The following is a 25007-nucleotide window of genomic DNA, read 5'->3' as shown; positions in this document are numbered from 1 at the left end:
CGATGCCCGCCAACGCCACCCCCACGCGCCGCCGAATGACCCGGGAGCAACGCACCCGCCAGTTGCTGGATGTGGCCTGGGCACTGGTCCGCGGAGAAGGTACCGGAGCGTTGACGCTGGGGCGGCTGGCCGAGGCGGCGGGCGTGACCAAGCCTGTGGCCTACGATCACTTCGTGACCCGCAATGGCTTGCTGGCGGCGCTCTACGATGACTATGACGGACGCCAGACCGTGGTCTTCCACGAGCGCATCGGCCGCGCCCGGGCGCAACTGGTCGATCGGGCGGCGGCCATCGCCTCCGGCTACATCGACTGCGTCCTCAGCCAGGGCAGTGAAGTGCAAGGCATCCTCGCCGCGCTGGTGGGGGCGCCGGAACTGCATGAGGTGCGACGGCGCTACCAGCAGGATTTCATCGACAACTGCCAGGTCTGGCTGGGTCCGTTCGCCGCCGACGGCACGGTGTCGCTGGCGGGGCGCTGGGCCATTCTCGGTGCGGCTGAAGCCCTTTCAGAGGGCGTGGCTGCCGGCGCGCTGGACAAGGCCGGTGCCGTGGCCGAGCTGCAGCGGCTGATCGTGGCGACGGTCAAGCGGCGCTGAGCCGCACGAGCGGTCAGCCGCCGGCCAGGGCGGCGAATCCCGCGGCCAGCTGGTCGTGCACCAGTGCGTCGCGCGCGTCGCGGCTTGCAGAGCCCAGCACCACGGTGATCAGCCGTACCGGCTGGTCCCGCCCGGATACTGGCCGGCACGCGGTGGCGGCCAGGCAGAAGCCTGCGGCCTGGGTGTAGCCGGTCTTCAAGCCGTCCACGCCGTCTTCGCCGAGCAGGGCGTTCTGGTTGCTGCGGTTGAAGCTGCCATGGGCGAACGCGCGCTGCGCGGTGATCGCCAGGATCTGCGGATGGTCGTTCAACAGGCGGGCGGCCAGCACCGCCATGTCGCGCGCGCTGGAGACATGGTGCGGTGTGGTGATGCCGGACACGCTGGCAAACCAGGTGCTGCGCAGCCCGAGCTGGCGTGCGTGACGGTTCATGCGTTCCAGGAATGCGGCCTGCGATCCGTCCAGGTGGCGCGCGATCGCCAATGCAGCGTCATTGCCGGACACCACCATCAACCCTTCCAGCAGGCGCGCCAGGGTGATTGTCTCGCCGGGCACCAGGCCCATGCGCGTTTCATCATCGGCCACGGCATGCACATCGTCGGCGGCGATGGTGACCGGGTCGTCCCACGAGCGTCCGTTCTCTTCGACGCACGCATAGGCGGCGTAGGCGGTCATCAGCTTGGTCAGCGATGCCGGTTGCCGCGCGGCTTCAGCGTTGTGCTGGTGGATCACCGCGGAGGTTGCCGCTTCCAGGGTGATGGACGAAATCGGTAGGGGGGCGGGCGCAGCAGACGGCATGGCGGGCGGAGATGGCAGCGACGGTCAGCAAGAATAGTTCGTGCCGGCTGCACGAAGCCGCACTGCCGGAGCGCTGCAGCGTCCACGGCAACGCCCGGTTGCGCCCGGGCTGAGGTCGAGGCAGCCTGCGCACATGCAATCGGATATCCGCATCGACGGTCGTGTCTTCACCTACGTCTTCCCGTGTGCGTGGGAGGACTACGCGAAGATCGGCTTTTCACGTGATCCGCTCGGACGCATCAGCGCATTGCATCGGCGATGGTTCGAGTTCTTCGATCTCGATGCCGGTGCGCTGGTGGAAGCGGAGGGCGAGCGCGATGCACGTGATCTGGAGCTGCAGCTGCGTTCGCCGTTCAAGGCGCACCGCGCACCGGCACCGATGACGATCCAGCACAAGGCTGGGGGGCGTACTGAATGGGTACGTGGTGCCAACCAGGCCTTGTCGCTGGCAATTGCTGCGTTGGGTGAACAAGGCTATCGCTGTTACCCGCTGAAGGCATGGCTGCAGGCGGCGCTGCGCCTGCGCATGGACCGGCTGCACGACTGGGCTGTGGTGCAGCTTCCGGAAGAAGAAGGCCTGCGGATTCCCGGTGGCCCCGGTGAGGGCGTGCTGCGTGACACGCTCGACGGTTGCCGGGCACTGGATATCGATCCAATGCCCTGGCTGCCTGAATACGTCCAACGCTGGTACACAGGTTGAGCCGCGTTCAACGGGTCCTCGGCTGCTGAACCGGCGCGGCCGGTTGCGCCGCGCACGCAGGGGAGGCGGTGGACGGGCTGGCCAGCTGGCGTGCCAGCTCGGCGTTGGCCACATGGCCGTGCAGGAACAACAGGCTGCCGAAGATGTTCATGAGCGTGCCTCCACTTGAGTGGATTGCACGATACGGGCAGCATGGAAGCGCAAAAAGCGACATTTCCGCAAGCATGCCTTGAGAGGAATTCAAGCCTGATGTCCCGTCCGCCCCTTCATGCCCTGCAGGGATTCGTGGCCGCCGCGCGGCTGGGCAACCTGTCACGGGCAGCGGCGTCGATGAATCTGACCGTCAGTGCGCTCAGCCATCAGATGCGCCAGCTGGAAGAGCGGCTCGGGCAGCCACTGCTGGTCCGCCAACCGCGTGGCGTCGCCCTCACCCTGGAGGGGCAGCGCCTGCTCGACCAGGTCGGCCCGCATCTGGATGCGATCAACGAAGCTTTCCAGCCCTATGCGGCCCGCGCCGAGCACGTGCTGACGATCAGTGCGGTGCCGTCGATGGCGTCGGCGTGGCTGGTGCCGCGCTTGGGTCACTTCGTGGCTGAGCACCCACAGATCGAGATCAACCTGCAGTCGAGTGAGCGCCTGATTGATTTCGAGCGGCAGCGCCAGTTCGACGCCGCGCTGCGGCTGGGCAGCGGGCAGTGGCCGGGCCTGGTGATTGAGCCGCTGTTCGACGAGTGGCTGCTGCCGATGGCGAGCCCGGCGCTGATCGAACGCATGGGAGGGATCGACCGGGTGCCACTGAACCAGTGGCCACTGCTGGGGGACCCCGATGGTGCGTGGGGGGCCTGGTTCGCGTTGAGCGGGCAGACCCCGCCGTCGCGCTTCGTAGCGGTGCTGGATGATTCGGAGGCACACCACCGTGCGGCGCTGGACGGGGTGGGCGTGGCGCTGGGGCGGGTGACGCGGGCGCGCTTGTTGCTGGATTCCGGCCAACTGGTTGCGCTGTCCAACCTGCGCCTGAAAACCGCCTGGCCGCATTGGCTGGTCTACCCTCAGCGTTCGGCCCGCCACCGCGGCTTTCTTGCCTTCCGCGACTGGCTGCACGCGCAGGCTGCCGAACACGTGCGGCACATGGCGGACGCTACACTCATCGCACCAGCGTGACCGCCTGCCCGCCACGCGCGAACGCCTCCTCCAGCAGCGAGCCGGCCTTGATCGCCTGCACTTCCTTGAACAGCGCCTGCAGCGCGTCGGCGGGGCGCGATGCCGGCGCCGCCACCGCCTGCTGGATCGCGGTGAAACGGTCGGCCAGCACGCGGTGGCCGGGATGCGCCCGCGCCCATGCTTGCAGCGGCTGGCGCACGCCGGCGGCGGCATCCAGGCGCTGCAGATCGAACAGGGTGATCGCAGCCGCCGACGTCTCGGCCCGTTCGATCGTGGCGTGGCGCAGTTCGCGGCTGAGAAACAGGTCGTAGGCTGCACCGCGGCCCACCGCGATGCGCAGCCCCTCGCGGTCGAGGTCGGTCACCTGCTGCGCGGGACTGTCCTCGCGCACCAGATAGGTGCCTTCGATCTCCACGTACGGAGCACTGAAGGCGATGCGGTCGGCGCGTGCCGGATCGATGGCCAGGAAGGCCAGATCCCAGCTGTCTTCGCCTGCCGCAGCGACCACCGAGGCTGCGGCATCGTGACAGGTGAAGCGTGCCTGCACACCCAGGCGCTGCGCCAATGTCGTGGCCAGCTCCACCGACGGTCCGCGCGGTGAGTGCGCATCGCCCTGCGCCAGCACCGGGTTGCCCAGGTTGATCGCCACGCGCAGGAAACCCTGCGGTGCCAGCGCACTTTGGTGATCGGCCAGGGACATGCAGGACTCCGCGAGGAAAGGGGCACCCAGCATGCCAGCACTGCCCTGCAAGGGGCGTCATGCTGCACGACTGCAGGATGGCCTACCTTCCGTTTGCCGACGAGGCCGCAGGTGTGGGCATGGACTTGGAGGTGAGCCTGGAGCGTGCACTGCGAGCGGGAGCTGAGCTGCGCTTCGGACCGTTCGACGCGGGCAACTGGCGCGTGGCCGAGTCCACGCTCGGCTGCTGTTGGCCCAGCCGCCCAAGCTCAGCCGAGCATGGGCTCGGCTCTACAAGGTCGCGGCGCGTGAGCGCTGCAGCCAGTCGTTGATCGCCGGATCGAGCCGCGGGTCGTCCGGCAGCTGCATGCCGAAGCCTTGCTGCAGCACGTCGCGCACGTCGGCAACATCGTGCAGCGGACGCTTGTCCGGTGCCTGGCCGGGGCGGTACTCGGTGTAGTTGCCGCTGCCGATGGTGCGTCGCCAGTCCGGCCCGGTCAGCGACGCGCGCAGCTGGCCAGGGAAGCTGGAGTCGGGATGGGTGCACACGTACCAGTTGCCCACCACGTTGTCGATCGGTGCCGGCACGTGCAGGTCGAAACGGTACATCGCCCGCCAGCCGTCACCGGATTCGGCGGACAGCACGAAATCCCCCTCGCCGGGCAGCCGCTGCAGCAGATAGCGTTCGTGCGGCGTGGCCTGCGGCTGCGGATCATGCAGCCGCAGCGGCACGGTCGGGGTCAGGCTGCCGAAACCGGCATCCACCAGCCAGTCATCGCCGTCCACCTGCACGCGCAGCAGCAGGTGGGTCCGTGCGGTCAGTTCGCCGTCCTGGGCAGCCAGCAGCACGCGCGCGCTCAATGGCTGTGCATCGAAGCCCAGCGCCTGCAGCAGCGCCAGCAGGCCGCCGTTGAGTTCGAAGCAGTAGCCGCCACGACGGTCGTCGAGCAGCTTGCGCTGCACGCTGTCCAGGTCGATCGGTACCGCATCGCGCAGCAGGCAGCTGAGGGTCTCGAACGGCAGCACTGCGTTGTGGCGCTGCTGCAGCAGGGTCAGGCCGGCCAGCGTCAGCGGTGGCGGGGCATCCAGCTGCAGGCGCTGCAGGTAGCGGGGGACATCGAGCGTCGTCATGGCGGCACCGGGCGGGAGGGGAGGTCCACTGTGCTCCCCCAACCGGGGTTGAGGTCAAGGGCGCTGGTCGTGTCACGCCAGCGTCGCCTGCACCCGGTACAAAGGCCGCGTCTGCCCGTCACCGCTGGGCCAGGACGACGAAAGTTCTAAAGTTGCCTTGAATCCGGCCGATACAGGTGCGTCCTTCTGCCTGGAGTCTGTCATGTCGGCCGTTGTCCCCCACCTCCGGTCCCTGCGCACGCGGCTTGCGGCGCTGCGCCCGGCGTCCTCCGGCCTGCTGCTGTGGCTGCAACCGCATCGGCTGAGCGTAGCCAACAAGCTCAAGGCGACCTTGTGGGTCTGTGGCCTGGGACTGGTCGCAATCGCAGCCGTCTATGCCTGGACCGGGCATGCCAGCACGCAGGCTGCGCGCAGCCAGGCCAGCTACCAGCGCGGCAGTGATCTGGCCGCGCGCCTGGCCACGCGGGTGGCCGAAGCGCGCCGCCTGCAGATCCAGTATGCACGCAGTTTCGATGATGCCGACCGCGCGCAGCTGCTGGCCACGCAAAAGGCGCTGCAGGACGATCTGCAGGCCCTGCGCACGATGCCGATGGATGCCGGCCGGCGCAAGGCCCTGCAGGCGCTGACCGAAGCTGCAGACGCGTTCTCGCAGGGTGTTGCCGCCCTGTTCGAACGGGTCGACGAGATGGGCCGTGGTGAGGCCGGCCTCGCCGCGCAGCTGCAACAGGCTGCAGACACGCTGCAGGGGCAGGTGGATGCGCAGCAGCGGGATGCGCTGGCGTTGTCCCTGCAGAAGATGCGGCGGCAGGAGGCCCTGCTGCTGCTCGACGGTGATTCCACCCACGCCGACCGCGCCAGCGAAGAAAAGCTGCCATTCGATCTCGCGCTGGCGGGCCTGCCCGCGGATGCGCAGGTCACCCTGCGCACCGGGATGGATGCGTATCAGGCCGCATTGCTGGGGTATACCGCGGCCCGCGTCGGCCTGGATGTGGAAGCGCAGTCGCTGCTGGATACCGCCGCGGGCGTAGCGCCTGCGCTGGCCGCATTCCAGCAGGCACAGGTGGCGGCGCTGGCCGGGGCGCAGGCACGCCAGCAGGCCGGCGCGCGCACCATGAGCGTGCTGTTCGCACTGACCCTGCTGCTGGTGGCCGGCGTGCTGATCACCAGCCTGGTCCTGGTGCTGCGTGCGGTGCGCCAGCCGATCCAGGACACCCTGCGCTTCGCCAGCGACATCGCTGACGACCGCTTGGACACCACCCTGCGCGTCTACAACGCCAACGACGAGATCGGCCAGCTGGCGCAGCGCCTGGTCGACATGCAGCAGCGCCTGCGCGCGCGTATCGAGACCGAGCGTGCCGTGGCGCGCGGCAACACCCGGGTGCGCCAGGCATTGGACAGTGCACAGACCGGTTTGATGGTGATCGATGCGGAAGGGCAGGTCGCCTACGCCAACCCGGCATTGCTGCAGCTGCTTGACCTGCGGAACGAAGCGCTGGTGGGCAGCGACGCGGTACGCCTGCATCCGGCGTTGGCCAGCCTGGCCGGCGTGCGCCAGCGCGAAGAGCGCGAGATCGGCCATGCCGGCACGCGTTACCAGCTGATTGCCAACCCCGTCATCGATGAAGGGCAATTCCTCGGCGTAGCGGTGGAATGGCGCAGTCGTGCGCTGGAGACCCTGCTGGAAACCGAGGTCGCTGCCCTGGTCGATGCTGCAGCACACGGCGACCTGCACGGTCGCATCGCGCTGGAGGGCAAGCAGGGCTTCGTGCGCACGTTGTCGACCAGCATCAACCGCCTGCTGGCGACGTTTGAAACCAACCTCGGCGACCTGCAGGCATTGCTGGCTGCGCTGGCCCGTGGTGACCTCAGCGTGCGCATGGAGGGTGAGCTGCAGGGCGTGTTCGCGCGCATGCGCGATGATGCCAACGCGACGGTCGCGCAGCTGGGCCGCATCGTCACCCGCATCCAGCACGCCACCTCCAGTCTCGATACCGGCGTTGGCGAGATCGTTGCCGGCCATCATGATCTGTCTCAGCGCACCGAGCAGCAGGCCGCCAACCTGGAAGAGGCCGCCGCTTCCATGCACGAACTGACCGATACGGTCGGTCGCAATGCTGATGCCGCAGGCCGTGCCGACGCGCTGGTCAAGGGTGCGGCTGCGGTGGCGCAGCGCGGCGGCGAGGCTGTCAGCCAGGTGGTGGCGACCATGCAGGGCATCAGCGAGGCATCGCGGCGGGTCGGCGACATTACCCAGCTGATCGACGGCATCGCCTTCCAGACCAACATCCTGGCGCTGAATGCGGCGGTGGAAGCGGCGCGTGCCGGTGAGCAGGGCCGCAGTTTCGCCGTGGTAGCCGCGGAAGTGCGCCTGCTTGCACAACGCAGCGCAGAGGCGGCCAAGCAGATCAAGGGCCTGATCGAGGATTCGGTGGCGCGTGTGGGAGAGGGCAACCAGCAGGCCGAACAGGCCGGCACCACGATGGGCGAGATCGTCGGCAGCGTGCAGCAGCTGGCCGAGCTGCTGGCGGGTATCCGCAGTGCGTCGCAGGACCAGCATGCCGGCATCGCACAGGTGAACCAGACCATCGTGCAGATGGAAGCCAGTACCCAACGCAACGCCAGCCTGGTGGAAGAGGCCGGTGCCTCCACGGCGCAGATGCAGGTCCAGGTGCGTGCCCTGGCCGACGCGGTGGGCGCGTTCCGGTTGCAGTCGATGCCGCAGGCGCGCGCCGCCGCGGCCTAGTCAGCCGAGCGTAGGCTCGGCGCTACATCGGCTGCAGGAACACTGTAGAGCCGAGCCCATGCTCGGCTCACACCAGCGTTCGGCGGCAGGAATCAATACACGTCGCGGCGGTAGCGCCCGTTTTCCAGCAGCATTTCCACCGCTTCATCGCCCAGCGCCGTTCGCAGCACCCGGTCCACGCCTTCGGCCATGCCCTGCAACGACCCACAGACATGGATCACCGCACCGCGCCGCATCCAGTCGCGCAGCGTTCCGGTGGCCGCCTGCAGGCGATCCTGCACATAACCGCCGTCGCCATCGCGCGAGAACGCCAGGTCCACCCGCGCGAGATGGCCATCGGCCTGCCACGCTTCGATCTCGTCGGCGAACAGGAAATCGTGTGCACGCTGGCGCTCGCCGAACAACAGCCAGTGCCCGTGTTCGCCTGCACGGGCGGCTTCGCGCAACAGGCTGCGCAGGCCGGCGATGCCGGTGCCGTTGCCGATCAGCACCATCGGCGCGCCAATGACACGATGGAAACCGGGGTTGCGATGCACGCGGGCGACGATGCAGGCACCGATCGGCGCATGCAACGACAGCCAGCCCGAGCCCAGCCCGGCTCGACCGGAGGCGTCATGCACCAGCCGCACCACCAGCTCCACCACGCCATCATCCGTGCAGGAGGCGATCGAATACTCGCGGCTGGGCAGCAGCGGCAGCCCGGCCAGCCACAGGCAGGCATCCTGCACTGCCAGCGCGGCATCGGCCTCGGGCAGCTCGCGTTCGCTGGCCAGCGCCAGCAGCGTGCGCGGATGGCCATCGACCAGCAAGGGCTGCAGCGGATCCAGCCCATGCGCCTTCAACACGGCACCGGCATGCTGCGCATTGTGGCGGGGCGCGATGTGCAGGATGTCACCCGCCTGCCACTGCACGTCGGCCGGTGCGGCAAGACGGATACGCCAGATCGCTCCGCCGACGCTGCCAGGGTTGAGGCGGTCGCGACCGAGCAGGCGCCACTCATGCATCTGCGTAGCCGCAGGCAGCACGCTGTCATCGGTGACGATGCCGGTGAGCGCACCCAGCTCCTGCTGCCACCGGCGCAGCGCGGGGACCGAGGCGGCATCGACGTCGACGCGCTCGAACAGTGCACGCGCGCCGTTTCCGATCAACCAGCCATCGACCCGGCGGCCGAAGCCGCAGTAGTGCGGGTACTGGCGGTCACCCAGCGCGAGCAGGCCGAACTGCAGGCCCGAAAGGTCCAGCGCTTGTGCAAGCAACTGCCGCGCTGCGCGCCGTGCGGCGTCGGGCGGCTCGCCGTCGCCGAAGGTGCTCAGCACGAACAGCGCGCTCGATGCACGCAGCAGGAGCGCGGCATCGATGCGCGCCAGCGGCAGCACCTGCACCGCATGGCCGGCCGCCTGCAGCTGGGCCGCCGCGCGCCACGCCAGCTGTTCGCCCAGTCCGCTCTGGCTGGCATGCACCACCAGCCACGCTGCGTTGCCGGCGTCGCTGGCCCGCATCGGTAGCGCCTGGCGCAGCCCGCGCGCGGCACGCTGGCTGCGGCGGCGGTCCAGGTACAGCATCCAGCCGGTGATGAAGAACAGGCTCATGCCCAGGCTGCTGAGCATCACCACCACGCGCCCGGGTACACCGAAGTAGCTGCCCGAATGCAGCGCGAACACGCTGGTGGCCAGCTGTCCGCCCGCGCCCTGGCGTGCGTACGGGCGGGCATCGAGAACCGCACCGCTGGCCGGATCGAGCTGCAGCAGGTCATGCGCACGATCATGGTGGCCGCCGCGCTGCGACGGATCACCGGCCATCACCCGCACGTTCAGCGCCTGCCCGGGCTTCTCCGGCAGGCGCAGGTCAATGAAGCCGGCGCGCACGCCCGGCAGCGCGTACAGCGTGGCTTCAATGCGGTGCAGGTCCAGCGATGCATCGGTGGCAACCTGGTGCTTGGCCGCCGGTGGGACGCCCAGCAGCGTGCTGGCCGCGCTGCGATACCCGTCGAACGACCACCACAGGCCGGTCAGCGCACTCATCAGGTAGATCAGCAGCACCCAGGTGCCGACTACCGAGTGCAGGCTCCACAGGAAGCCGCGCCCGCTGCGTTTCCACTCCACTGCCAGCCAGCTGCGCCAGTGCCACCAGCGTCGTGGCCAGCGCAGGTAGAGGCCGGACAGGGTGAAGAACAGCAGGGCGATGGCACAGCTGCCGGTGATCCACTTGCCGCGTTCGCCCGCGGCAAGGTGGCGATGCAGGTCCTCGACGAAGTCGAAGAACGCCTGGCCGCGCAGGGCGCTGAAGCGCTCACCGCTGTACGGGTCGAAGTACACCCAGTGGTCCTTGCCGCCGGCAAAGCGCGCGACCGACGGCCGCTGTCCGGTGGCATCGATACGCAGGCGTTGCAGGGGGCGTTCGCTGCCGGCCTGGAGCAGCGGCACCAGTTCACTGAGTGCAAGGGGATGCTGTCCGTCGGCATGGTGCTCGGCGATCTCGGCAAAGCCGGGATTGGCGGCGCGCAGCAGCTCGTCCTCGAAGGACAGCACGGCGCCGCTGAGGCCCATCACGGCCAGGACGGCACCGGCGGTAATGCCCAGCAGCCAATGCAGTTGGAACAGGACGTTCTTGAACATCGAAGGAGAGGGGCCCGGGAGGCTGCCGCCCGCATCCTGCGCAACAGCAAATGAGAATTAGTCGCGGAATTCTCCGTGGCGGACGGGCTACGGTCAAGGAGGGTTTTGTTGCAGGGCTTTGCAGCCCTGCACCCGCTGCAAGCCGGAGCAACGTCAACCTCAAAAGCTGGCTTTCCGTGGGTTGGCGGGGCGGGTCCGGCTGAGAGGGACGCTGCAAGTACGTCCATGTAGCTCGGTCGCCGCCTGCTCGTGTGCGCTGTCCTGCGCACACGGCAAGACCGGGGTTGGGTGTCCTGCCCAACCCGCCCGAGGCATGCCTCGGGCCCATGCGGCTCGCGTCTCCTCAACCGGACCCACCCCGCCTTCGACAGATTCTCGCGACCTGCCGTAGATCCACGCCATGCGTGGATGCTTTTCGTTCAATTTTCGAAATGTTTGATTTCGATGGAGATTCATACCCAACAGCCGCCGGAATCTGTCGGAGGCGGGGCGGTGTGGCTGGGCAGGACCGTTGGCGCCATGGATGGCGCCATCGAGCCCCCATGGATGGGTTTACGGCGTGTCCTGCCCAGCCGCACCGCCCCGCCATCCCACGGAAATCCGCTTTGGCTCTGGCCGTTGCGGTGGCCTCGGCAGGTGCAGGGCGCAGCCCTGCCGAACCCTCACTTCACCCAGCCGTCGATCTCGCCGTGGGCAAACGGCCCCAGCTTCGCCTTCACCAGCCGCCCCTGCGCATCGAACAGCACGCTGTAGGGCAGCAGCCCCTGTGTATTGCCCAGCTGCACGCTGGCATCGCGCGGGCCCGGTGTCTCGATCACGATCGGGTAGTCCACCGGCACCTGCTGCAGGAAACCGCGCACGTCGTCCGTGGTGTCCAGCGCCAGGCCCAGCAGCTGCACACCGTTGTCGCCCTGGGCATCGGCGAAGCGCGCCAGTTCGGGCATCTCTTCCACGCAGGGCGCACACCAGCTGGCCCAGACGTTGATCAGCAGCGGCCGGCCGGCGAAGTGATCGCGCAGGACCAATGGCTGACCCGCCAGGTCCGGCAGTGTCAGCGCGGGCAACTGATCGCCCACCTGCAGCGTGGGCTTCACGGCCGTCGCCCTGGAAGCCGTTGCTGGCGCGGCAGGTGCTGATGTGCCGGGTGACAGACGATGCCCGGCCCACAGGCCGAGGCCGGCGGCCATCACCGCTGTCCACAGCAGCGCTGGCCGTTGCCACTTCATCGTGCGGTGCGCAGCAGCGCTTCCTCGACCACCGCCTGGGTCAGCAGGGTCGGCAGCACGGTCGGCGGCGCGCCGGGGCCGTACACCACGTACAGTGGAACGCCAACCGCCTTGTGCTCTTCCAGGAACGTGGTGATCTGCGGGTCGACATTGGTGTAGTCACCGCGCATGTACACCGCATTGGTGCGCTTGAGCAGTTCCTTGAACTCCGGCCGTGACAGCACCGCACGTTCGTTGGCCTTGCAGCTCACGCACCAGTCGGCGGTCATGTTGACGAACACCACGCGGTTGTCGGCGCGCAGGCGGTCCAGCAGCTGCGGCGAATACTCGACCACGTTGTCGCTGGCGGCCTGTGCTGCCCTCGCCGGCGCTGCAAGCTGGGTCACGCCCCAGGCCGGAACCAGCGCACCGATCGCCAGCAGCACGCCGAGCAGGGTCACCGCACGCGAGCCGGTCCAGCGGTTGCGTTCAAACAGCCACAGGCCGAACGCGAACAGCAGCAGGCCACCCAGCACCAGCGCCATGCCGTCCACGCCGCGCTGCTTGCCCAGCACCCACAGCAGCCACAGCGCAGTGGCGTACATCGGGAAGGCCAGCACGTGCTTGAGCGTTTCCATCCACGGGCCGGGCTTGGGCAGGCGGCGTGCCAGCGCTGGCACGAAGCCGATCAGCAGGAACGGCAGCGCCAGGCCCAGGCCAAGGAACAGGAACACGGTCATCGCCTTCAGCGGCGGGGCAATGAAGGCGTAGGCGATCGCACCGCCCATGAACGGGCCGACGCAGGCACTGCCGACCACGCAGGCCAGCGCACCGGTGAAGAAGTCACCGGCCGGGCCGCTGCGGCTGGCCAGCGACTGGCCAAGATTGCCGATGCCGCCGCCGAGGGTGAATACGCCGGACAGGCTCAGGCCCACCGCGAACATGATGTAGGCCAGCGCCGCCACCACGCCCGGGTGCTGCAGCTGGAAGCCGATGCCGACGGCGTTGCCGATCGCACGCAGGCCTACCATCAGCGCGCCGATCCCCGCGAACGCGACCAGCACGCCCAGCGTGTACCAGAGGGCATGACTGCGCGCGCGCTCGGGGCTCTCGCCACTCTGTGCCAGGCTCAGCACCTTCAGCGACAGGATCGGCAGCACGCAGGGCATCAGGTTCAGTACCAGGCCACCGGCCAGCGCCAGCAGCAGCACCCAGACGAATGATCGGTCCGGGTTCGGGGTGGTCGCCGGCGGACGCGTGCGCAGGGCGTTGCCATCGCGCGCATCGGCGGCGAACTCATTGCGCGCGCCCTCACTGCCGCTGGCGGCGGGAGCGGCGTTGCCGTCGTTGGGTACGGTCGGCAGCAGGCGCAGCGGTACGCCATTGGCGGATTCACGCGGCGCACCGGCAGCGCCCAGCGCATTGACGGCTTCCTCGCGCACTGGCGCCTGGCCGGCGCCGGCGTTGAGCTTGCCGGCCGGAATCGACAGCTTCACCCGACGGGTCATCGGCGGGTAGCAGATACCATCGGTCTGGCAGCCCTGGAAAGTCACCACCAGGGTGCTGTCGACCGCATCAGTAACAGTGCGGCGCAGCGGCAGCGGCACTTCCACCTGGTTGAAGTACACCGAGACATCGCCGAAGTGCTCGTCGCGATGCGACTGCGCGGCCGGCCAGCGCGGCTTGTCGGCGAGCACGCCGGCGCTGCCTTCCAGCTTCAGCGAAGTGCGGTCGCGGTACAGATAGTAGCCGGGTGCCGGGCTGAAGCGCAGCAGCAGGGTGTTCCCGTCGCTGGCGATGGCATCGAAGCCGAACGCCTGTTCCGACGGCAGCGGCAGCGCCTGGCTGTTGTTGGCCGCGCCCGGCAGGCGCAGGCCACCGCTGTTGCCGGCACCGGCCAGCGGGTTGTTGAACGGACTGGCGGCACCGGTACGCGCGGCAGGCACCGCAGCCGCCGCACCGGCACCCGGCAGGGTGACCTGCACCACGCGCTTCTGCGGCGGGTAGCAGACGCCGGCATCGGCGCAGCCCTGGTAGCGGACTTCCAGGCTGATGGTGCCGGCAGCGTCGGTCGGCGTGCCGGGCAGGGTGGCCTGCAGGCGCTCGCGATAGGTTTCGACCTCGCCGAAGAAATCATCGTGGTGCCTGTCACCCTTGGGCATCTGCAGCGTGCCGGCATTGAAGGCCGGATCCGCCTTGACGCTGGTGCGGTGGCGATACAGGTAGTAGCCCGGTGCGATCTTGAACTGCAGTTGCACCTGGCCCCGTTCGGGGGCAGTGGCGGTCAGCGCGAACGCCTGGTCCACCGGCAGCAGGTCCTTCTCATCCAGGGCCAAGGCGGGCAGCGAGAGCCACAACAGGGCGCACAAGGCAGCGCCACGCGCAAACAGAGTCTTCAATCAGTGTCCTCCCGGGTCTGTGCCCGGATCCAGTCCAGATATGCCGGCAGGCCGGCCCGGGTTTCGACCGCGATGCACTCCGGGAGTTCATACGGATGCAGTTCGACGATCCGGGCGATTGCGTCATCGACGCGGCTCGCGGTGGTCTTTACCAGCAGCTGCAGCTCGGCATCGGTGGTCACCTCGCCCTGCCAGCGGTAGGTGGACTGCGCGCCATCAAGGCGGGTCACGCACGCGGCCAGGCGCTCGCCGACCAGCGCGTGCGCGATGCGCTCGGCACTGGCCCGGTCCGGGCAGGTGGTCAACAGCAGCAGGACGGGATCGACGGTCGGCATGACCGTCGAGTATAGGGCCGCCGCCGGGTCTGGGCCCGGCGGCGGCAGTGGACCGCAGCGTTGCGCGGTCAGTTGGCCAGCTGGCAGGTGGCTGGCTTGGCCGAGGTGAACAGGGCCGGGGTGGCCCACTCGGGGTGATCGATGAACGGGTTGCGATTGCCCTGGAAGCTGTAGACCACGTCATTGCGGGCACGCTCGGCATCATCCGGCGGATCGGACAGGTGCCAGTCGATCAGCGTCGACAGCAGGCCCATGTAGGCCGGCGAACTGCTGGTCTTGACGATCTTGCTGCGGTCGTCGGTCAGCTCCAGGTCCGGCTCGGACTGACCGGTGGCCGCATCCTTGCCACCCTCATAGCGGATCGCCATGTACATCACCGCACGCGCCATGTCGCCCTTGCGCTTGCCCCACACCTCGAAGGTGCCGGTGTTGCCGTCCGGCGTGCGCACCCAGTTGGAATTGCCCGGGTAGCCACCGCTGCCGCCGCCCTGCCCATTGTTGGCTTCGGTGGCACGCTCGCCGCAGCTGGCATCGCACTTGGCGAACGGCTTGTTGCCACGGTCGGCGTTCCACTGCGCGTCGGTCAGGTACAGCATGTGGGTGTCGGTGTACGGCGCGTAGGGCAGGCCCTTGTCACCCGTGGTGGTGGCAAAGCCCAGCGAGTTCGGCCAAGTGTGCTCGCGGTTGTAGGTCAGGCCGCTGCCGGTGCCCGCACGATCACTGACCTTGGCGTAGCTGCGGTTGCGGTAGGCATCGAGGATGCGGTCCGGGTTGTTCGGATCCTCGTCGGCGATTTCCAGGATGGTCCAGGTGCTGGTGCCCGAGCCGCTGTACGGGTAGGCGGTGTGGCCCTTGATGGTGGCGTGCAGCGAGCAGCGCAGCTGGCTGGGGCTGCTGGTGTTGACCCTGGAGTAGTAGCCGGCCGGCACGCCCGGGTTGCCCGGGTCCGGATTGCCGCCGGTGCTGGCCACGGTGAAGGCGATGCGGCTGTCGGCGGCCGGATGCGCGCCCTGCAGGTCGGTGATGCGCGCGGCGCGGATGTCGAAGCGGCAGGCTTCACCGGCCACCAGCGCGGTATTGGTGGACAGCTTCACGCTGCGGCCGTTGGCCGGGAAGGTCAGCGGCACGCTGCCGGAGGTGCCGCAGCTCAGGGCGAAGGCGCCACTGGCCAGGTTCACCGTCTCGCTGAACACCACTTCCAGGTCGGCGGCAGCGGGGAAGGTGCTGCTGCCCTGCGCCGGGGTGGTGGTGGAGACTGACGGCGGCGTGTTGGGGCCTGGCGTGCCACCGCCGCTGAAGGTCTGGCCGTTGTTGCAGCTGCCGAACGTCTGGCCGGCAGATTCGGCCCAGGTGAAGTGGGCGTACTGGCTGCCGCTGCCGGTCAGCTGCAGCGAGGTGCCCGGCGCGGTGCTGTTGCTTTCGGCCACCGGGATGTTCTGGCTGGTCATGCCGGCAGCAGGGCCACCGGAGGCGGTGATGGCACCCTCGTAGCTGAGGAACTGGACCACCTTGCCGCTGGCATCGACCAGCGCGATGCCGTCGTTCGGACCATTCTGGAGGCCGTTGGTCGGATAGTTGACCACAGCGATACTGGCGCTGCCGCAGCCGGCGGCGGTGCCGGCCGGGACCGGGGTGTTGGCATAGACGGTGGCGGCCGACGGATTGCTGCCGTTGTAGAGGTACAGGCGGTAGCCGGACAGGTCCTCACCGGCAGTGGCTACGACCTCGATCGCTTCGCCGACGTCACCGGCGGCGGTGCTGTCGTCGTAGTGCAGTTCATTGATGAAGACCTCGGCCTGGGCCGGCGCGGCGGCCAGCGCCAGCAGGCAGGCGGCGGCAAGCGGGGACAGCAATCGCATCGACTACTCCTTGTGATTGGGAATGCCTGACCGAGCCTAAGGCCGATCCAGTGACACTTTGTCGTAAATGAACGTCAGATATCTGACAGTGCGACGCTTGTCACCGAAATTGTCCAGGACCGACGCGTTGGCCGACGCGCGCGGGCGGAAAAATTTTTTTCATTCCGCCCTTGAAAGGGGACGGCGGGGCTCCATCTCTGCCCTGCTCCCGACGTTGTCGGGTTTCTTCACGTGCGGTTCTGGCACTCGCCCGGGGTGAGTGCTAACATCGCCGGACTTTTTTAGACCAATCAATCACTTAAGAGGTCTCCTATGAGCATCAAGCCGCTGCACGACCGCGTTGTGGTCAAGCCGATCGAAGCCGACGAAATCTCCGCCGGTGGCATCGTCATCCCCGACTCGGCCAAGGAAAAGTCCACCAAGGGTGAGGTCGTGGCCGTCGGCCCGGGCAAGCCGCTGGACAACGGCAACGTGCGCGCGCCGTCGCTGAAGGTCGGCGACAAGGTCATCTACGGCCAGTACGCCGGCAGCTCGTACAAGAGCGAAGGCGTCGAATACAAGGTCCTGCGCGAAGACGATGTGCTCGCCGTCATCGGCTGAGCCTCGGCGCGACCTGTTTCAACCTGATCCCAAACTCCCAGCCGCCGGGCATCGTCCGGCGCTACCAATGAGGTAAATGCAATGGCTGCCAAGGATATTCGTTTCGGTGAAGACGCCCGTTCGCGCATGGTGCGCGGCGTCAATGTTCTCGCCAATGCCGTCAAGGCCACCCTGGGCCCGAAGGGCCGCAACGTCGTGCTGGAAAAGAGCTTCGGCGCCCCGACCATCACCAAGGACGGCGTCTCCGTCGCCAAGGAAATCGAACTGGCTGACAAGTTCGAGAACATGGGCGCGCAGATGGTGAAGGAAGTTGCGTCGCGCACCAACGACGATGCCGGCGACGGCACCACCACCGCCACCGTGCTGGCCCAGGCCCTGATCCGCGAAGGCGCCAAGGCCGTTGCCGCCGGCATGAACCCGATGGACCTCAAGCGCGGTATCGACAAGGCCGTTTCGGCTGCCGTCGCCGAGCTGAAGAACATCTCCAAGCCGACCGCCGACGACAAGGCGATTGCCCAGGTCGGTACCATCTCGGCCAACTCGGATGAGTCGATCGGCCAGATCATTGCTGACGCGATGAAGGAAGTCGGCAAGGAAGGCGTCATCACCGTTGAAGAAGGCTCGGGCCTGGACAACGAGCTGGACGTGGTCAAGGGCATGCAGTTCGACCGCGGCTACCTGTCGCCGTACTTCATCAACAACCAGCAGTCGCAGACCGCTGACCTGGATGACCCGTTCATCCTGCTGCACGACAAGAAGATCTCCAACGTCCGTGACCTGCTGCCGGTGCTGGAAGGCGTCGCCAAGGCCGGCAAGCCGCTGCTGATCGTGGCCGAGGAAGTTGAAGGCGAAGCGCTGGCGACCCTGGTGGTCAACACCATCCGTGGCATCGTCAAGGTCGTGGCCGTCAAGGCCCCGGGCTTCGGCGACCGTCGCAAGGCGATGCTGGAAGACATGGCCGTGCTGACCGGCGGCACCGTGATCTCCGAAGAAGTCGGCCTGTCGCTGGAAAAGGCCACCATCAAGGACCTGGGCCGCGCCAAGAAGGTGCAGGTCTCCAAGGAGAACACCACCATCATCGACGGCGTCGGCGACAAGGCCAACGTTGATGCACGCGTGGCGCAGATCAAGACCCAGATCCAGGACACCTCCTCGGATTACGATCGCGAGAAGCTGCAGGAACGCGTGGCCAAGCTGGCCGGCGGCGTTGCGGTGATCAAGGTCGGCGCCTCGACCGAAATCGAAATGAAGGAAAAGAAGGATCGCGTCGACGACGCCCTGCACGCCACCCGTGCAGCCGTTGAAGAAGGCGTGGTCCCGGGCGGCGGCGTTGCCCTGGTCCGCGCGATCACCGCGCTGGCCGGCCTGAAGGGTGCCAACGAAGACCAGAACCACGGCATCCAGATTGCCCTGCGTGCGATGGAAGCCCCGCTGCGCGAGATCGTGGCCAACGCCGGCGACGAGCCGTCGGTCATCATCAACAAGGTCAAGGAAGGCACCGGCAGCTTCGGCTACAACGCGGCCACCGGCGAGTTCGGCGACATGCTGCAGTTCGGCATCCTGGACCCGACCAAGGTGACCCGTTCGGCCCTGCAGAACGCGGCCTCGATCGCCGGCCTGATGATCACCACCGAAGCCATGGTTGCCGAAGCTCCGAAGAAGGACGAGCCGGCCATGGGCGGCGCTGGTGGCATGGGTGGCATGGGCGGCATGGGCGGCATGGACTTCTAAGTCCACGCCTCCGGCGGTCGTTGCCGGCCTCGGTCGGCACGCCTTCCCGATGTGATGTTAAAGAAGAACCCCGCCGCAAGGCGGGGTTTTTCGTTGCCCGGTTGCCGTCGCCGCAGTGCATCGCTACGCTCGGTGACCATGCCTACCTCGTTCATCGTCGTTGACGACTTCCTTTCTCCCGCCGATGCGCAGGGGTTGCGCCAGGCGGCACTGGGCCTGGACTATCCCGTCCAGGAGGGCGCATTCCCCGGCCGCAATTCACAGCAGCGGCTGGAGCTGGATGGCCTGTCCGGCGCGGTCTCGCGACTGGTCAACGAACCGCTGCGGCCGGTCAACCCGCTGCAGTCGCACGGCAAGTTCCGCCTTACCCTTGCCGGCGACATCGGCCGCGCCAAGGTACACGCCGACCACTCGCACTGGTCGGGCATTCTCTACCTGAGTGCACCGGAGCACTGCGAGGGCGGCACCGAGTTCTTCCGCCATCGCCGTACCGGCACCGAGCGCATGGCCCTGGACGCGGCGGAGCTGGCCGCATTGGGCTACGCCAACGGCGGCGACATGCATCGCGACATCATCGAGCGCGACAGCAACGACGACAGCCAGTGGGAAATGACCATGCGCATTCCGATGCGCTTCAACCGGCTGGTGCTGCTGCGGCCCTGGTTCTGGCACACCGCCGGGCCAGCGTTCGGTGATCGACCGGAGAATGGCCGGCTGGTGTACCTGATGTTCTTCGAGCAGGCGCGCTGAGGAGTGCCATCCACGCATGGCGTGGATGCTCCCCCTGGCCGCGTTCGCCATGCAGGCGTCATCGCACCCTCATTCGACGAATACCTTCGCCGCGCCATACTCCCACTGCCACGGCACGCCGGTATCGCCCAGTACGAATGCCACCAGTGCCGGGAACGCAGCTTCCGCCCGTACATCGTTGCCCAGGATCACCACGCAGCGTCTGTACCGTTCGATGCACACCAGCGTGTTGCCGACCGCATCGTCGTGGCCACCCTTGTAGAAGCCTGCGCCCTGCGGGCCGCGGAACGTCACCACGCCCAGGCCTGAGGCCAGATCCTTGCGTTGCTGCGCCACGGGCAGCTCCGGCTGCAACGTGGGGAACTGGCTGGCGGTGGTGATCGGCAGCTGCGGCCGCACCAGTTCCCTGCGCATTGCAGGCGACAGCCCATCGCCGCGGACATAGCCGGCAGCGAAGCGCGCCATGTCGGCGATGGTGGTATCCATCGAACCGGCCGCACGCACGCGGCTGCGTTCATCGTGCGGCTCGGCCGTGCCTTCCGCCGTCCAGCCATCGGCCAGGTTGGCGGCGAAATCCTCACGCCACATCATGCTGGTGCGGACCATGCCGAAGCGGTCGAATACCTGCCGCTGCATCAATGCACCCACGTCCTGGCCAAGCCGTCCACGCTCGATCACGAACTGCAACAGGATCAGCCCTTCGCCGGAATACCCATAACGACTGCCCGGATCGAAGTGGAACTTCAGGCGGCCATCGGGTTCCAGGAACCCGAAGTTGGCAAAGCCACTGGAATGGTTGAGCAGCAGGCGCGGAGTGAGCTGGCGCCAGCGCGCATCATCGGCCAGTACGCTGTAGTCGGCGTACTTCTTCGGCTCCGGCGGGTAGTCCGGCAGCGGCTTGTCCAGCGCCGTGGCGATGCTGGCGTCCAGCTCGATCCGTGCGTCCTGGGCAAGCTGTGCGACCAGGTGGCCGAACGCCATCTTGGTCAGCGAGGCGGCGTACATCACGGTATCGGTGCGCAGCGGCTCGCCTGCGGCGTTGCGTTCGCCGTAGGCGGCCACGTGTACCACCTTGCCGCCATCGATCACCGCCAGCGCCATCCCGCGCGCATGCGCCGCCTGCATCAGCCGCTGTGCTTCGGCATCGATGCGCGCGGGCGAGGGTAGCGGCGGCGCGGCCAGCGCGGCCGGCGGCAGCAGCGTCAGCAACAGCAGGACAGCACGGCGCATGCGTGGAACTCCTGGCGGGACGTGGCGCGATGCTACGCCTGCCAGCTCCCGCCGTCATGCGCCGGACGTCAGCCGGGTCGGCGCAGGCAGATCCGCGCGGCACCCGCACCGATGTCCACCTGGCCACCGCGCATCGCGTCGGCACCGAGGATCAAGGCCGGTCGCGCCTCCAGGCCGATCGCCCTGAACACCGGCAGTTCGCTGATCCGGACCTCCATCGGCGGGTGCTGCCAGTTGCCGCCGGTCATGCCGGGCAGGGTGTACAGCCAGGTTGCCTGTGCACCGCCACCCAGCCCCTCGGTGCCCTCTTCACGTGCACGCACCCGAGCATCGCTGCCGTCGGTGCGCAGGCCCAGTGCGCGGGCTGCTTCGGCGTTGAGGACGGTCTGCGCGGCACCAGTGTCGACCACGGCGATGGCGTCCACGCCGGGCGTACCCAAGGCAAGCGTGATGAAGCCGAACTGGCGCAGGCCGTCATCGCGGCCGGGCAGCGCATTGGGTTGGCAACCCGGCCCTTCCAGGTCCAAGCCGCCGGGTGTCCACAGCGCCAGTTGATTGCGGCCGAAGTCCCAACGGGTGTCCCAGCGCCCGGTCAGGTCGTTGCCGATCAGGCCGTCAATGGCCGGATCATCGCCCTTCGCCAGCGATGACAGGTCGACCTGCATGCCGCTGGCCTTCAATTGCCAGCTGCCCAGCTGCCACGCTGTGCTGCGCATGCGCTGCAACCGCGCCGCCTTCGCGCTCGCGCCCTGGGCCTGCGACACTGCCGCTTCCGCATCCTGCAAACCGTAGCGCCGCACTACGCGTGCATCGACCAGGGTTGCCCCGGCGGCACTGTCGACCACGAAGCGCAGCGGCTCTGAACGCCCGTCCAGCGAGACGGCCACTGCCGGATGACCGCCCTGCATCCACATCGGCAGGACGTGCTCGGCGGCATCGGAGGCGAGCGCCGGCAAGGGGATGGCGAACAGGGGCAGCAGGAACAGGCGCAAGGGGAGACTCCGCAGTGATCGTGGGCGACCATTGGCGCGCAGCGGCGTATCACCGCGATATCGGCATTGATACCGTCCTGATACACAGGTGCGGGATACTGGGGCAATGAACACTCCCATCCGCGTCATCGTCGTCGATGACGATGCCAGCATTCGTGACGCCATCGCCGACCACCTGCTGCTGCACGGCTACCAGGTGCGTGTGGCGGCGGATGCAACAGCGCTGGACGTGTTGCTGCAGGTTGAACGACCTGACCTGATCATCCTCGACTGGATGATGCCTGGTGAGGATGGCCTGTCGGTATGCCGCCGGCTGCAGGCGCGGGCGATCCCGATCCTGATGCTGTCGGCGATGGGGGCGGCGCCGGATCGCGTGATCGGCCTGGAGATGGGCGCGGACGACTACCTGGCCAAGCCGTTTGACCCGCGCGAGCTGTTGGCGCGGGTACGCGCGCTGCTGCGCAGGCAGGACAAGCTGCGCGCACAGGTGGCCAGCGAGCTGCGGTTTGATGGCTGGCGATTGCTGCCTGACCAGCGTCGCCTGTTCGCGCCGGATGGTGCCGAACTGGCGCTGAGCCGCGGTGAATTCTCCCTGCTGCTGGCACTGGCTGAACGTCCCGGGCGGGTGCTGGCGCGCGAGCAGCTGCTGCAGTTGAGTCGCGGAGAAGCCAGTGACAGCGTGGACCGTGCCGTCGACCTTGCGATCAGCCGCCTGCGCCGCAAGCTCGGGCAGGCCGCGTCCGGCGCTGAAGCCCTTGTGCAGACACTGCGCGGTGAAGGGTACCGCTTCAACGCGGAGGTAGGGGTGTTGTGAGCAGCCGGTGGTCGACCACCCGCTGGATCGCGATGCTGGCCTTGGCCAGCCTGCTGCTGGCAACCCTGGTCAGCGTTGCGGTAGTGGGGTGGATGCCCCGGCCCGCGCCGCCACCGATGCGGCTGGACCATGCGATGCAGGTGCTGCGTGGGGAACAGGCGCCGGCGCCACTGGGATTGCATATGTCGACGCAGGACGCGCCACCCCGGGGCAGCGCCAGTGACTGGCTCACCCAGTTGGCGGCGGTGCAGATGGACCTGCCGGCCAGGAATGTACGCCTGGTGTGGACGGGGCAGGGCAGGGCGCCCGATGTGCAGGTCATCGAGGGTGGCGCGGTACTGGACGCCTCCGCTCGTGCTGGCGTGCTGAAATCGCAGGCCGCGTTGCTGACCGCCATGCAGTGGCCGCCATTCGAACTGGGGATGCGGCAGGCCGATGGCCGATGGCGGGTGGTCGGCAGCGACCACAGTGACCTGGCGGCCTGGCGCCGCCAGGTGATGCTCGCCCTGCTGGGCGGTGCGATCCTGCTGGCACCTCTGGCGGCGTGGGCGGCGATCCGGTTGGGGCGCCCGCTGCGACGCCTGGCTGAAGCCAGCGCACGGGTCGACCTGCAGGCTGAAACGCCATTGCCTGATGACGGTCCACGCGAAGTGCAGGTACTGGCCACAGCGATCAGCACCGGTCGCGAACGTCTGCGCGCCCAGGCAAGGGACATGACGCATATGCTGGCGGCCGTGGCGCATGACCTGCGCACGCCCCTGACCGGCCTGCGCCTGCGCGCGGAGTTCGCTCCCGCTCCACAGGCCGCCAGGATGGTGGCGGACATCGAGCGCATGGATACGATGATCGAGCAGGTGCTCGACTACGCACGCGGTGAGCTGCAGCCGTTGCAGATGCGCATGCTGGATCTTTCAGCGCTGCTGGAGGAATGCGTGCAGGCGGCGCTGCTGCGCGGGGTCGATATTTCCCTTCAGGGCCCGGATACGTTGCCGTGGCATGGCGATGCGCTGCTGCTCCGGCGCGCGGTCGACAATCTCATCGACAACGCCGAGCGCTACGCGGGTGCCGTGGAGCTGTGGGTCGCCATGGCGGGTGACGGGGTTCAGCTGGACGTGATGGACCGCGGCCCTGGCATCGCCGAGATCGATCGCGCACGCCTGCTGCAACCGTTCCAGCGTAGCGAGGGCTCGCGTAGCCGCGCCACCGGGGGCGCCGGACTTGGACTGGCCGTGGCTGCCAACGTGGCAAAGCGCCACGCAGGCGAACTCCAGCTGCTGCACCGCGAGGGCGGGGGACTGATCGCGCGGCTGCTGCTGGGACGCACTTCCTGAGTCAACTCCGATTTGCTTCCACTCGCTACTCCTCCATATGATTAGGTGCCTAATCATGCTGTGAGGAAAGGATGATCGAAGCCAAGCATCAGGCGTTGCTGGAGGAGGCGCAGCGGCGCGGCCACGCCAATATCGCGCAGCTGCGCCTGTGCTTCCAGCTGCTCTCGTTGTCCTCGTCGATCGATCGCGACTGCGCTGCACGGTTGGCACCGCACGGGCTCAGCGAGGGTCGCTTCATCGTGCTGTTCCTGCTGCACGGGGCCGGCGGCGCACTGGCGCCGCACGCGCTGGCCGAGCGCGCTGGCGTGACCCGGGCCACCATCAGCGGCCTGCTCGATGCCCTTCAGCGCGAAGGCCTGCTGCAGCGTCGCAGCGATGGCGAGGATGGCCGTCGTCTGCAGATCGTGTTGACCGCACCGGGCAAGCGTTTGGCCGAATCGCTGTTCGAGCAGCACACACAATGGATCAGCGGCCTGTTCAACGGCCTGGATGCTGATGAACGGCAGCAGCTGTCACAGCTGCTGCGCAAGGTCTGGCAGCACACGGACACCGGGTGGGAAGCCTCCGCATGAGCACGCCCATTCCCGCGGAACGGCTGCGTGCACTCAACAGCGGTGATGCCGCTGCCACGCATCTGGCCGAATGCCTGGCAGTGGATTTCGCCGCACTGCTACAGGGGGTGGCACCTGTGCTCGAGCAGGAAGCGCTGCAACGTATGCGCAACGCCTCCGGCAAGGGCATCACCCAGCGCATGGCGCTGGCGGCGCGGTTGCTGCGCGAAGCCGGGCAGGGTGATCCCTCGCGCTGGCAGGCACACGCATCAGACACCGTGCGTGGCTGGGCCTGTTACCTGATTGGCAGCGATGCCGGCGCGGCGCTGCCGGCCAAGCTGCGGGCGATGCGTTCGCTGGCTGACGACCCGCACTTCGGCGTGCGCGAATGGGCATGGCTGGCGCTGCGCAGCGACATCGTTGCCGCACCGTTGCAGGCGCTTGAGTACCTGCAAGTGTGGGCGCAGGAAGCATCGCCTTACCTGCGCCGCTTCGCCTGCGAAGCGCTGCGCCCACGAGGCGTGTGGTCCACGCATATCGTGCTGTTCAAGCAGCATCCAGAACTCGCATTGCCGATGCTGGAAGCAATGGCCAACGACCCGGCGCGCTACGTGCAGGACTCGGTCGGGAACTGGCTCAACGATGCCGGCAAGACTCAACCGCAGTGGCTGCGTGAGCTGTGCGCGCGGTGGCAACAGCAGCACCCTGGCGATGCCAATGCCTACATCCGCAAACGCGCCCTGCGCTCGTTGCGGTAGTACCGGCTGCCGGCCGGCAATCTCATCAACC

Annotated in this window: 22 protein-coding genes; 11 read left to right on the top strand and 11 right to left on the bottom strand. The window is 67.9% G+C overall.

Annotated elements, in window-relative coordinates; all coding sequences use genetic code 11:
- Positions 1–2 precede the first annotated feature (2 nt).
- Complete coding sequence (locus tag ACSYHF_RS18460) at positions 3–596, top strand: TetR/AcrR family transcriptional regulator (RefSeq protein WP_032954567.1); 594 nt, start codon at positions 3–5, stop codon at positions 594–596.
- A gap of 13 nt (positions 597–609) precedes the next feature.
- Here the strand turns inward: ACSYHF_RS18460 and ACSYHF_RS18455 are convergent, their stop codons facing one another.
- On the bottom strand, positions 610–1392 hold the full coding sequence (locus ACSYHF_RS18455) for a D-alanyl-D-alanine carboxypeptidase family protein (protein WP_447575916.1): 783 nt from the start codon (positions 1390–1392) through the stop codon (positions 610–612).
- A gap of 133 nt (positions 1393–1525) precedes the next feature.
- Between ACSYHF_RS18455 and ACSYHF_RS18450 the strand changes: the two genes are divergently transcribed.
- Positions 1526–2092, top strand: coding sequence for a GIY-YIG nuclease family protein (locus ACSYHF_RS18450; RefSeq protein ID WP_005419685.1), 567 nt, complete (start codon positions 1526–1528; stop codon positions 2090–2092).
- 7 nt (positions 2093–2099) lie between these two features.
- On the opposite strand, the gene ACSYHF_RS18445 is transcribed toward ACSYHF_RS18450, so the two are convergent.
- The gene (locus ACSYHF_RS18445) at positions 2100–2243 is read right to left on the bottom strand and encodes a hypothetical protein (RefSeq protein WP_162911598.1); all 144 of its coding nucleotides are present in this window, start codon (positions 2241–2243) and stop codon (positions 2100–2102) included.
- Positions 2244–2341: 98 nt separating this feature from the next.
- On the opposite strand from ACSYHF_RS18445, the gene ACSYHF_RS18440 reads away from it, so the two are divergent.
- Entirely contained in the window at positions 2342–3253 is a 912-nt protein-coding gene (locus ACSYHF_RS18440; protein ID WP_095378189.1) for a LysR substrate-binding domain-containing protein, read from the top strand.
- Here ACSYHF_RS18440 and ACSYHF_RS18435 read toward each other — a convergent pair.
- Both ACSYHF_RS18435 and ACSYHF_RS18430 read right to left on the bottom strand, forming a co-directional pair.
- A complete protein-coding gene (locus ACSYHF_RS18435; RefSeq protein WP_065178847.1) occupies positions 3237–3953 on the bottom strand; it encodes an ABC transporter substrate-binding protein in 717 nt (238 codons plus the stop codon). The two genes, ACSYHF_RS18440 and ACSYHF_RS18435, sit on opposite strands and share 17 nt — an antisense overlap.
- Before the next feature lie 270 nt (positions 3954–4223).
- Positions 4224–5063 (bottom strand): arylamine N-acetyltransferase family protein, encoded by an 840-nt coding sequence (locus tag ACSYHF_RS18430; protein WP_171957591.1) that lies wholly within the window; start codon positions 5061–5063, stop codon positions 4224–4226.
- A 202-nt stretch (positions 5064–5265) separates the two neighbouring features.
- Here ACSYHF_RS18430 and ACSYHF_RS18425 point away from each other — a divergent pair, with 202 nt between their 5' ends.
- The gene (locus tag ACSYHF_RS18425; protein ID WP_447575915.1) at positions 5266–7806 is read left to right on the top strand and encodes a methyl-accepting chemotaxis protein; all 2541 of its coding nucleotides are present in this window, start codon (positions 5266–5268) and stop codon (positions 7804–7806) included.
- Between the two features lie 92 nt (positions 7807–7898).
- Here ACSYHF_RS18425 and ACSYHF_RS18420 read toward each other — a convergent pair whose 3' ends face one another.
- The 5 genes from ACSYHF_RS18420 to ACSYHF_RS18400 form a co-directional block, all read right to left on the bottom strand.
- Entirely contained in the window at positions 7899–10421 is a 2523-nt protein-coding gene (locus tag ACSYHF_RS18420; protein ID WP_447575914.1) for a PepSY domain-containing protein, read from the bottom strand.
- 662 nt (positions 10422–11083) lie between these two features.
- Positions 11084–11647, bottom strand: coding sequence for a TlpA family protein disulfide reductase (locus tag ACSYHF_RS18415; protein WP_447575913.1), 564 nt, complete (start codon positions 11645–11647; stop codon positions 11084–11086).
- Positions 11644–14025 (bottom strand): protein-disulfide reductase DsbD domain-containing protein, encoded by a 2382-nt coding sequence (locus ACSYHF_RS18410; protein ID WP_197598665.1) that lies wholly within the window; start codon positions 14023–14025, stop codon positions 11644–11646. The genes ACSYHF_RS18415 and ACSYHF_RS18410 overlap by 4 nt, the downstream gene beginning before the upstream one ends.
- Positions 14022–14360 carry a divalent-cation tolerance protein CutA gene (gene cutA / locus ACSYHF_RS18405; RefSeq protein WP_005419675.1) on the bottom strand — a complete coding sequence of 113 codons (339 nt, stop codon included), beginning with the start codon at positions 14358–14360 and terminating at the stop codon, positions 14022–14024. The genes ACSYHF_RS18410 and cutA overlap by 4 nt, the downstream gene beginning before the upstream one ends.
- A 68-nt stretch (positions 14361–14428) precedes the next feature.
- Positions 14429–16219, bottom strand: a complete 1791-nt coding sequence (locus ACSYHF_RS18400; RefSeq protein ID WP_447575912.1) for an endonuclease — start codon at positions 16217–16219, stop codon at positions 14429–14431.
- A gap of 312 nt (positions 16220–16531) precedes the next feature.
- On the opposite strand from ACSYHF_RS18400, the gene ACSYHF_RS18395 reads away from it, so the two are divergent.
- From ACSYHF_RS18395 to ACSYHF_RS18385, 3 genes are all read left to right on the top strand, one after another.
- A complete protein-coding gene (locus ACSYHF_RS18395) occupies positions 16532–16819 on the top strand; it encodes a co-chaperone GroES (protein WP_005411227.1) in 288 nt (95 codons plus the stop codon).
- An 81-nt stretch (positions 16820–16900) separates the two neighbouring features.
- On the top strand, positions 16901–18550 hold the full coding sequence (gene groL / locus ACSYHF_RS18390; protein ID WP_005411226.1) for a chaperonin GroEL: 1650 nt from the start codon (positions 16901–16903) through the stop codon (positions 18548–18550).
- 138 nt (positions 18551–18688) lie between these two features.
- Positions 18689–19300: a DUF6445 family protein gene (locus ACSYHF_RS18385; RefSeq protein ID WP_053497029.1), complete on the top strand. Its 612-nt coding sequence runs from the start codon at positions 18689–18691 to the stop codon at positions 19298–19300.
- A gap of 69 nt (positions 19301–19369) precedes the next feature.
- On the opposite strand, the gene ACSYHF_RS18380 is transcribed toward ACSYHF_RS18385, so the two are convergent.
- Both ACSYHF_RS18380 and ACSYHF_RS18375 read right to left on the bottom strand, forming a co-directional pair.
- Positions 19370–20530 carry a serine hydrolase domain-containing protein gene (locus ACSYHF_RS18380; protein WP_329916134.1) on the bottom strand — a complete coding sequence of 387 codons (1161 nt, stop codon included), beginning with the start codon at positions 20528–20530 and terminating at the stop codon, positions 19370–19372.
- 68 nt (positions 20531–20598) lie between these two features.
- Positions 20599–21522, bottom strand: coding sequence for an aspartyl protease family protein (locus ACSYHF_RS18375; RefSeq protein ID WP_005419669.1), 924 nt, complete (start codon positions 21520–21522; stop codon positions 20599–20601).
- A gap of 106 nt (positions 21523–21628) precedes the next feature.
- Between ACSYHF_RS18375 and ACSYHF_RS18370 the strand changes: the two genes are divergently transcribed.
- The 4 genes from ACSYHF_RS18370 to ACSYHF_RS18355 all read left to right on the top strand — a co-directional run bounded on the left by ACSYHF_RS18370 (position 21629) and on the right by ACSYHF_RS18355 (position 24976).
- On the top strand, positions 21629–22336 hold the full coding sequence (locus tag ACSYHF_RS18370; RefSeq protein WP_053496943.1) for a response regulator: 708 nt from the start codon (positions 21629–21631) through the stop codon (positions 22334–22336).
- Positions 22337–22368: 32 nt separating this feature from the next.
- Positions 22369–23667 carry a sensor histidine kinase gene (locus tag ACSYHF_RS18365; RefSeq protein WP_032954575.1) on the top strand — a complete coding sequence of 433 codons (1299 nt, stop codon included), beginning with the start codon at positions 22369–22371 and terminating at the stop codon, positions 23665–23667.
- A gap of 71 nt (positions 23668–23738) precedes the next feature.
- Positions 23739–24239 (top strand): MarR family winged helix-turn-helix transcriptional regulator, encoded by a 501-nt coding sequence (locus tag ACSYHF_RS18360; protein ID WP_447575911.1) that lies wholly within the window; start codon positions 23739–23741, stop codon positions 24237–24239.
- A complete protein-coding gene (locus ACSYHF_RS18355; protein WP_329916136.1) occupies positions 24236–24976 on the top strand; it encodes a DNA alkylation repair protein in 741 nt (246 codons plus the stop codon). The genes ACSYHF_RS18360 and ACSYHF_RS18355 overlap by 4 nt, the downstream gene beginning before the upstream one ends.
- Positions 24977–25007: the final 31 nt, after the last annotated feature.

This window comes from Stenotrophomonas maltophilia group sp. P373, assembly GCF_053295075.1.
Note: the sequence above shows the minus strand (reverse complement) of the source record. Positions and strands in the feature narration are given on the sequence as shown.

What these genes read in the sequence shown, in the direction of transcription:
- ACSYHF_RS18455 (WP_447575916.1), bottom strand. Translation starts at nt 1,392, where the DNA reads ATGCCGTCTGCTGCGCCCGCCCCCCTACCGATTTCGTCCATCACCCTG.
- ACSYHF_RS18365 (WP_032954575.1), top strand. Translation starts at nt 22,369, where the DNA reads ATGCTGGCCTTGGCCAGCCTGCTGCTGGCAACCCTGGTCAGCGTTGCG.
- ACSYHF_RS18445 (WP_162911598.1), bottom strand. Translation starts at nt 2,243, where the DNA reads ATGAACATCTTCGGCAGCCTGTTGTTCCTGCACGGCCATGTGGCCAAC.
- ACSYHF_RS18395 (WP_005411227.1), top strand. Translation starts at nt 16,532, where the DNA reads ATGAGCATCAAGCCGCTGCACGACCGCGTTGTGGTCAAGCCGATCGAA.
- ACSYHF_RS18400 (WP_447575912.1), bottom strand. Translation starts at nt 16,219, where the DNA reads ATGCGATTGCTGTCCCCGCTTGCCGCCGCCTGCCTGCTGGCGCTGGCC.
- ACSYHF_RS18430 (WP_171957591.1), bottom strand. Translation starts at nt 5,063, where the DNA reads ATGACGACGCTCGATGTCCCCCGCTACCTGCAGCGCCTGCAGCTGGAT.
- ACSYHF_RS18420 (WP_447575914.1), bottom strand. Translation starts at nt 10,421, where the DNA reads ATGTTCAAGAACGTCCTGTTCCAACTGCATTGGCTGCTGGGCATTACC.
- ACSYHF_RS18360 (WP_447575911.1), top strand. Translation starts at nt 23,739, where the DNA reads ATGATCGAAGCCAAGCATCAGGCGTTGCTGGAGGAGGCGCAGCGGCGC.
- ACSYHF_RS18425 (WP_447575915.1), top strand. Translation starts at nt 5,266, where the DNA reads ATGTCGGCCGTTGTCCCCCACCTCCGGTCCCTGCGCACGCGGCTTGCG.
- ACSYHF_RS18385 (WP_053497029.1), top strand. Translation starts at nt 18,689, where the DNA reads ATGCCTACCTCGTTCATCGTCGTTGACGACTTCCTTTCTCCCGCCGAT.
- cutA (WP_005419675.1), bottom strand. Translation starts at nt 14,360, where the DNA reads ATGCCGACCGTCGATCCCGTCCTGCTGCTGTTGACCACCTGCCCGGAC.
- ACSYHF_RS18370 (WP_053496943.1), top strand. Translation starts at nt 21,629, where the DNA reads ATGAACACTCCCATCCGCGTCATCGTCGTCGATGACGATGCCAGCATT.
- ACSYHF_RS18440 (WP_095378189.1), top strand. Translation starts at nt 2,342, where the DNA reads ATGTCCCGTCCGCCCCTTCATGCCCTGCAGGGATTCGTGGCCGCCGCG.
- ACSYHF_RS18380 (WP_329916134.1), bottom strand. Translation starts at nt 20,530, where the DNA reads ATGCGCCGTGCTGTCCTGCTGTTGCTGACGCTGCTGCCGCCGGCCGCG.
- ACSYHF_RS18415 (WP_447575913.1), bottom strand. Translation starts at nt 11,647, where the DNA reads ATGAAGTGGCAACGGCCAGCGCTGCTGTGGACAGCGGTGATGGCCGCC.
- ACSYHF_RS18435 (WP_065178847.1), bottom strand. Translation starts at nt 3,953, where the DNA reads ATGTCCCTGGCCGATCACCAAAGTGCGCTGGCACCGCAGGGTTTCCTG.
- ACSYHF_RS18355 (WP_329916136.1), top strand. Translation starts at nt 24,236, where the DNA reads ATGAGCACGCCCATTCCCGCGGAACGGCTGCGTGCACTCAACAGCGGT.
- ACSYHF_RS18460 (WP_032954567.1), top strand. Translation starts at nt 3, where the DNA reads ATGCCCGCCAACGCCACCCCCACGCGCCGCCGAATGACCCGGGAGCAA.
- groL (WP_005411226.1), top strand. Translation starts at nt 16,901, where the DNA reads ATGGCTGCCAAGGATATTCGTTTCGGTGAAGACGCCCGTTCGCGCATG.
- ACSYHF_RS18450 (WP_005419685.1), top strand. Translation starts at nt 1,526, where the DNA reads ATGCAATCGGATATCCGCATCGACGGTCGTGTCTTCACCTACGTCTTC.